Annotated in this window: 6 protein-coding genes and 1 pseudogene; 1 reads left to right on the forward strand and 6 read right to left on the reverse strand. The window is 71.6% G+C overall.

The window, feature by feature from the left end:
• Positions 1-33 precede the first annotated feature (33 nt).
• The 6 genes and pseudogenes from BIV03_RS17105 to BIV03_RS17130 form a co-directional block, all read right to left on the reverse strand.
• Positions 34-1,446: an MFS transporter gene (locus BIV03_RS17105; RefSeq protein ID WP_070418423.1), complete on the reverse strand. Its 1,413-nt coding sequence runs from the start codon at positions 1,444-1,446 to the stop codon at positions 34-36.
• 217 nt (positions 1,447-1,663) lie between these two features.
• Positions 1,664-2,290 (reverse strand): annotated as a pseudogene (gene ribA / locus BIV03_RS17110) (GTP cyclohydrolase II); the annotation flags it as partial.
• 29 nt (positions 2,291-2,319) lie between these two features.
• Positions 2,320-3,372, reverse strand: a complete 1,053-nt coding sequence (ribD, locus tag BIV03_RS17115; protein ID WP_071296539.1) for a bifunctional diaminohydroxyphosphoribosylaminopyrimidine deaminase/5-amino-6-(5-phosphoribosylamino)uracil reductase RibD — start codon at positions 3,370-3,372, stop codon at positions 2,320-2,322.
• Between the two features lie 90 nt (positions 3,373-3,462).
• Positions 3,463-4,062 (reverse strand): GNAT family N-acetyltransferase, encoded by a 600-nt coding sequence (locus BIV03_RS17120; protein WP_071296537.1) that lies wholly within the window; start codon positions 4,060-4,062, stop codon positions 3,463-3,465.
• A 2-nt stretch (positions 4,063-4,064) separates the two neighbouring features.
• Positions 4,065-5,075 (reverse strand): tryptophan--tRNA ligase, encoded by a 1,011-nt coding sequence (trpS, locus tag BIV03_RS17125; RefSeq protein ID WP_070418426.1) that lies wholly within the window; start codon positions 5,073-5,075, stop codon positions 4,065-4,067.
• Between the two features lie 37 nt (positions 5,076-5,112).
• Positions 5,113-5,955: an exodeoxyribonuclease III gene (locus tag BIV03_RS17130; RefSeq protein ID WP_071296540.1), complete on the reverse strand. Its 843-nt coding sequence runs from the start codon at positions 5,953-5,955 to the stop codon at positions 5,113-5,115.
• Positions 5,956-6,011: 56 nt separating this feature from the next.
• Between BIV03_RS17130 and BIV03_RS17135 the strand changes: the two genes are divergently transcribed.
• Complete coding sequence (locus BIV03_RS17135; RefSeq protein ID WP_071296538.1) at positions 6,012-6,347, forward strand: hypothetical protein; 336 nt, start codon at positions 6,012-6,014, stop codon at positions 6,345-6,347.
• Positions 6,348-6,371 lie beyond the last annotated feature (24 nt).

Below are 6,371 nucleotides of genomic sequence, written 5' to 3' on the forward strand. Positions count from 1 at the left end.
GCACCGCGCCTCCCGTCTGCGGAGGTGGTCGCGTCAGGCGCGCGCGTCCACCGGTGCTGCGTCCGGTTCACCGGCGGTGTCCGCCGCGTCGAGCGCGGCGCTCTTCGTCTCACGGATGAAGAACAGGGCGACGAGCGTCACGACCGCGGCGATCGTGAGGTACAGCCCGACCAGGAAGATGTTGCCGTCCGGCTGCCACAGCGCGAGCGCGATGGTCGGAGCGAGCGAAGCGCCGAGGATCGACGCGACGTTGTAGGCGATCGCCGAACCCGTGTAGCGGACGTTCGTCGGGAAGAGCTCCGGCAGCAGGGCGCCCATCGGACCGAACGTCAGGCCCATCAGCGACAGTCCCACGATCAGGAACGTCACCACCGTGATCGGACCGGTCGACGCGGCGAACCAGAACTGGAACGTCAGGCCGAAGAGCGCGATGCCGATCGTGGTCGGGATGAGCGTGCGACGACGGCCGAACTTGTCGGCGAGGATGCCTGCGATCGGCGTGAAGATGCCGAAGAACACGACGCCGATCATGAGCAGCGTGAGGAACTCGCCACGGGTGTAGCCGAGGCCGATCTTCGGGACGAGGGGGCCGGCCTCGGCGCCCGTGGTGCCGTAGGACAGCGTGAACGTCGTCATGAAGTAGAAGAGGACGTAGGTCGCGACCATGCCGAAGGTGCCGACGATCACGGCGCGCCACGAGGTGCGGAACACCCGGCCGAGCGGGACCTTGGCGACCGAACCGGACTCCTGGACGCCACGGAACACCGTCGACTCGACGAGCTTGAACCGCACGTAGAGGCCCACGATCACCAGGACGGCCGACAGCAGGAACGGGAGTCGCCAGCCCCAGGCCTGGAAGTCCGGGTTCGGGGTGCCGTCGGCGCCGGCGGGCATCGCCGCGTTGATCGCGATGAACAGGCCGTTGGCGAGCAGGAAGCCGATCGGGGCGCCGAGCTGCGGCATCGAGCCGAACACCCCGCGCTTGCCCTTCGGCGCGTTCTCGGTCGCGAGCAGTGCCGCGCCCGACCACTCGCCACCGAGCCCGACGCCCTGGGCGAAGCGCATCACGGCGAGGAGCACCGGAGCCCAGATGCCGATCGAGTCGAACGTCGGCAGGCAGCCGATGAGGAACGTCGCGGTGCCCATCACGAGCAGGGACGCCACGAGGGTCGCCTTGCGGCCGACGCGGTCGCCGAAGTGGCCGAAGATGATCGACCCGACCGGGCGGGCGAAGAACGCGAGGGCGAACGTGACGAACGAGGACAGCTGCGATGCCGTCGGGTCCTCGTTCGGGAAGAAGAGCGTCGGGAAGACGAGGACCGCGGCGGTCGCGTAGACGTAGAAGTCGTAGAACTCGATGGAGGTGCCGACGAGGCTGGCGATCACGACGCGGGAGCGCGGGTTGCCTGCGGTCTTCGGGGATGCGGGTGCCGGTGCGGCGGACATGGGGTGAGGAGACTCCGTGGATGACGCTCGGGGGGAGCGCAGCGGTGTTCCGGACGGCGGACACCGATCGGTTCGCGCGGGGTGGCGCGGGCACTGATCGGGTGCGTTCGGTTCGTGGTGGTGTACCGCTTGTGACGGGGGCCACCATCGTACGACAGATGTCGTGAACCTGCGAATCCGCTGGATCGTGGCCGGGTCGGGTCGGGCCGGCGCTCGGTCAGGCCAGCGGGCTCCCCGCTTCGAGGTGCGCGGGGAGCTGGTGCCCCATCCGGTCGCGCTTCGTGTCGAGGTACGCCGCGTTCTGCGCGGAGACGCCGACGACCAGCGGCACCAGGCTCTCGACCGTGATGCCGTGCTCCTCGAGCTGGCGACGCTTCTCGGGGTTGTTCGACAGGAGGCGGACGGTGGTGATGCCGAGGTCGGCGAGGATGCCGGCCGCGCCGCCGTACGCCCGCGAGTCGGCGGGGAGACCGAGCGCGAGGTTCGCGTCGAGCGTGTCGAGGCCGTCTTCCTGGAGGCGGTAGGCCTTGAGCTTGTTGATGAGACCGATGCCGCGGCCCTCCTGCCCGCGGAGGTAGATCACGACGCCACCCTCGGCCGCGATCGTGTCGAGCGCGGCGTCGAGCTGCGGGCCGCACTCGCACTTGAGGGAGCCGAACGCCTCGCCCGTCAGGCACTCCGAGTGCACCCGGACGAGGGCGCCGTCGCGCGGTGCTGCACCGTCCGGGCCGGTGGCGATGATCGCGACGTGCTCGGCGCTCGTCACGAGGTCGCGGTACGCGCGCATCTCGAACGTGCCGTGCGTGGTCGGGACGTTCGTCGACACCTCGAACTGGACCGGGCTCCCGGGGGTGGGGGAGGTGAGTGCATCGGTCATGTGGTGCTCCGGTCGTTCTGGGGCCCCGCGATCCCGGGCTCGGCCGCCGCCGGCCGGGGTGCGCGGTGGGGTCGGGCTCGGACCAGCAGGTCGGGGCCGAGGCTGGTGGTCGATAGTACGTCCAACCGGCGACGCTCGCCGATGCTTCCCACACCGACGTCACCGAGGGCAACGCGGGGGCCGCCGAGCAGGACGGGCGCGAGGTAGACGAGGTACTCGTCCACCAGACCGGCCGCGATGAGCGCCGAGGCGACGGTGGGCCCGCCCTCGACGAACACCGAGTGCACGCCGTGGTCCCGCAGTGCGTGGAGCGAGGCGGCGGGGTCGTGGCCGGACAGCGTCAGCAGGGCGCGAGGGTGGCGGCGGACCGCGGCGTCGTCGGGGACCGGCCGGGCGCCGAACACCACCGGGACGGGCTGGTCGGCGAGGAGTTCCCCGGCGTCGCCCCGCGCGGTGAGGCTCGGGTCGTCGGCGAGGACCGTGCCCGTCCCGACGAGGATCGCGTCGTGCGCGGCGCGCTGTTCGTGGACGTGCTGGCGTGCGGCCGCGCCGGTGATCCACTGGCTCGTGCCGTCGGCCGCCGCGGCCCGGCCGTCGAGGCTCGATGCCCACTTCACCGTCACCCACGGGCGTCCGAGGCGCACCGAGAGGAGCCAGCGCTCGAGGAAGTCCTCGACCTCGTCGGCGAGGACGCCCGAGACGACGTCGACTCCGCCGGACCGGAGTCGCTCGGCACCCCCGTGGGCTGCCGGCCCGGGGTCGTCGACGGCGTACACGACGCGGCCGATCCCCGCTTCGAGCAGGGCGACGGCGCACGGACCGGTGCGTCCGGTGTGGTTGCAGGGTTCGAGGGTGACGACGGCGGTCGCGCCGACCAGGTGTGCGGGGTCGACCTTCGACATCGCGTCGACCTCGGCGTGCGGGGTGCCGGCTCCCTTGTGCCAGCCCTCGGCGAGGACCGATCCGTCGGGGGAGAGGATCACGGCGCCGACGCGGACGTGGTCACCGACCGCGGGGCCGAGGGCCGCGAGCTCGAGGCCGCGGCGCATCGCACGGAGCTCGGCCGGCGAGACCGAGGGGTGCGCTGCGGGGGAGGCCGCGGAGTCCGACGGCCGAGGGGTGACGGTCACGGTCCGAGACTATCCGCGAACGGTCGGTGACGCGTCATCCGGGCGTGCCGTCGTCGTCTCGGCCGGCCACGGCAGGTCGGACGCGGGAGCGCCGTCGGCCCGCCGGAGCCCCTTCCACGCCGTCGTCGGAGCGCCGTCCCGCCCGGGGATGAGCGCGTCGCCGGTGCCGGTGTACGAGAACCCCGCGGCACGGGCGACCGAGGCCGAGGCGGTGTTGCCGACGTAGCACTCCCAGTACACGTCCGGCGCACCCTGCGCGAAGGCCCAGTCGAGCACGAGGCTCACGGCGTCGTGCATCAGTCCGGCGCCGCGTGCGGAGGGTGCGAGCCAGAAGCCGAGGTCCCGCCGCGCCGTGCGGTACCCGATGATCCCCTCGAGCCAGGTGGACCCCGTCCGACGGATCGCCCAGGTGTACTCGCGGTCGGAGGCCCACCCCGGACCGACGAGCGCGTCGACGAAGGTCGTGGCGTCCCGGGCGGTGTACGGCGTGGGGATCGTCGTCCAGCGCACGATGTCCGGGTCCTGGCAGGCCTCGGTGATCGCCGTCGCGTCCGCCCTGGTGGGCACGTCGAGGTGCACCCGGGCGGACGACAGCGTGACGGGGCGCACGGTCAGCGCCGGGTGCGGGGCACGAAGCCGATGCGCTCGTAGACCTTCGCGAGGGTCTCGGCGGCGATCGACTCGGCACGCTCGGCGCCGACGGCGAGGAGCCGGTCGAGCTCGGCCGGGTCGTCGAGCAGCTCGAGCGTGCGGGCGCGCACGGGCTCGAGCTCGGCCACGACGGCGTCGGCGACCTCGCCCTTCAGGTCCCCGTAGCCCTTGCCCTGGAACGACTCCTCGAGCGCGGCGACCGGGGTGCCGGTGAACGCCGAGAGGATCGACAGCAGGTTCGTCACGCCCGGCTTCGCCTGACGGTCGGCCCGGATCTCGCGCTCGGTGTCGGTGACCGCCGAGCGGATCTTCTTCGCGGTGCGCTTCGGGTCGTCGAGCAGGCGGATGAGGCCGTTGTCGGACGCGGCCGACTTGCTCATCTTGCTCGTCGGGTCCTGCAGGTCGTAGATCCGCGCCGTGTCGGTGAGGATCCGGGCCTCCGGCACGACGAACGTGTCGCCGAACCGCGAGTTGAAGCGCCCGGCGAGGTCGCGGGTGAGCTCGACGTGCTGCCGCTGGTCGTCGCCGACCGGCACGACCTTCGTGTCGTACAGCAGGATGTCCGCCGCCATCAGGATCGGGTACGTGAAGAGCCCGACCGACGCGGCTTCGGTGCCCTGCCGGGCGGACTTGTCCTTGAACTGGGTCATCCGGCTCGCCTCGCCGAAGCCGGTGAGCGTGTTCAGCACCCACGCGAGCTCGGCGTGCGCCGGGACGTGCGACTGCACGAACAGCGTCGCCTTGGTCGGGTCGATGCCCGAGGCGATGTACTGCGCGGCCGTCGCCCGGGTGTTCGCGCGGAGCTCGGCCGGGTCCTGCGGGGACGTGATCGCGTGCATGTCGACGACGCAGTAGATGGCGTCGTAGTCGTCGAGCAGCGTCCGCCACTGCATGAGCGCGCCGATGTAGTTGCCGAGGTGGAGGGAACCGGCCGAGGGCTGGATGCCCGAGAAGATGCGCGTCTTGGTCATGGTGCTGTCCTGTGCTGGAGAAGTGTGGGGGTGCGGGTCAGAGTTCGTAGTCGACGACCACGGGGGCGTGGTCGGACCATCGCTGGTCGTACGCGGCAGCGCGGTCGACCGTGTACTGCGTGACCTTCGCGGCGAGCTCCGGGGTCGCCATCTGGTAGTCGATCCGCCAGCCCGTGTCGTTGTCGAACGCCTGGCCGCGCCACGACCACCACGTGTACGGCCCCTCGACGTCGCCGGCCTGGGCGCGACCGACGTCGACCCAGCCGAGACCGGGCCCGGTCGTGCCGTCGGCGCCCTCGACCTCGGCGCCCTGCTCGCCGAAGAACCGCGAGAAGTAGGCACGCTCACGCGGCAGGAAGCCCGCGCGCTTGACGTTGCCCTTCCAGTTCTTGATGTCCCGCTGGTCGTGCCCGACGTTGAGGTCGCCGACGACGACCGCGAGCGGGTTGTGCTCGCGGAGCTTCGGCAGCCGCTCGGTCATCGCGTCGAGGAACTTCCACTTCTCGTCCTGCTTCGGGGTGTCCACCTCGCCCGAGTGCACGTACGTCGAGACGACCGTCACCGTGGTGCCGCCGATCTCGTAGTCGGCCTCGAGCCAACGCCCGGCGGAGTCGAAGTCGTCCGCACCGAGCGCGACACGGTGCACGTGCGCGCTGTGGCGGGAGGCGATCGCGACGCCCGCCCGACCCTTCGCGGTCGCGGGGTCGTGCACGATGTCCCACTCGTCGCCGAGGAGCCCGGCGAGGTCGTCGCTCGACGCGCGGACCTCTTGCAGGGCGAGCACGTCGACGTCGCGGGTGGCGAGCCAGTCGCCCATGCCCTTCCGGAACGCGGCACGGATGCCGTTCACGTTGACGGATGCGAGGCGCAGGCGTGTCATGCAGAACACCCTATCGGCGGGTGCCGACACGGCTGCGCCGGTCGTAGGCTCGCGCCGTGACCGTCGTGATGACCGTGGGGGAGCTGCTCGCCGCGTTCCGTCCCGTGGCCGAGCAGATGCTGCGCCCGGACGAGTTCAGGGGAGCAGAGTTCTGGGTGTACAGCGACTGGTCCGAACGACTGCGGCGGGTGGTCGACACCGAGGCCGCCGACGAGGGGATGGCGCTCGCCTGGTCGGTCGCCGGGGACGACGGCGATTCGTGGCTGTGGCTCCGCGACGGGGAACCGGAGATGCTGCTGAAGATCGCCGACGACCTGCAGGACTTCATCGCCGAGAGTGCCTTCGCCTGGGGCGAGCTGCGCCCGATCCCGCCGCTGGGGCAGGAGCAGTAGGGGCGACCGGACGACGGACGGGAG

It is taken from the genome of Curtobacterium sp. MCBA15_016 (assembly GCF_001865105.1).
In the GTDB taxonomy this organism is placed as follows: domain Bacteria; phylum Actinomycetota; class Actinomycetes; order Actinomycetales; family Microbacteriaceae; genus Curtobacterium.

Coding starts and splice junctions, on each gene's coding strand:
- ribD (WP_071296539.1), bottom strand. CDS start 3,372: ATGCGCCGCGGCCTCGAGCTCGCGGCCCTCGGCCCCGCGGTCGGTGAC.
- BIV03_RS17105 (WP_070418423.1), bottom strand. CDS start 1,446: ATGTCCGCCGCACCGGCACCCGCATCCCCGAAGACCGCAGGCAACCCG.
- trpS (WP_070418426.1), bottom strand. CDS start 5,075: ATGACCAAGACGCGCATCTTCTCGGGCATCCAGCCCTCGGCCGGTTCC.
- BIV03_RS17130 (WP_071296540.1), bottom strand. CDS start 5,955: ATGACACGCCTGCGCCTCGCATCCGTCAACGTGAACGGCATCCGTGCC.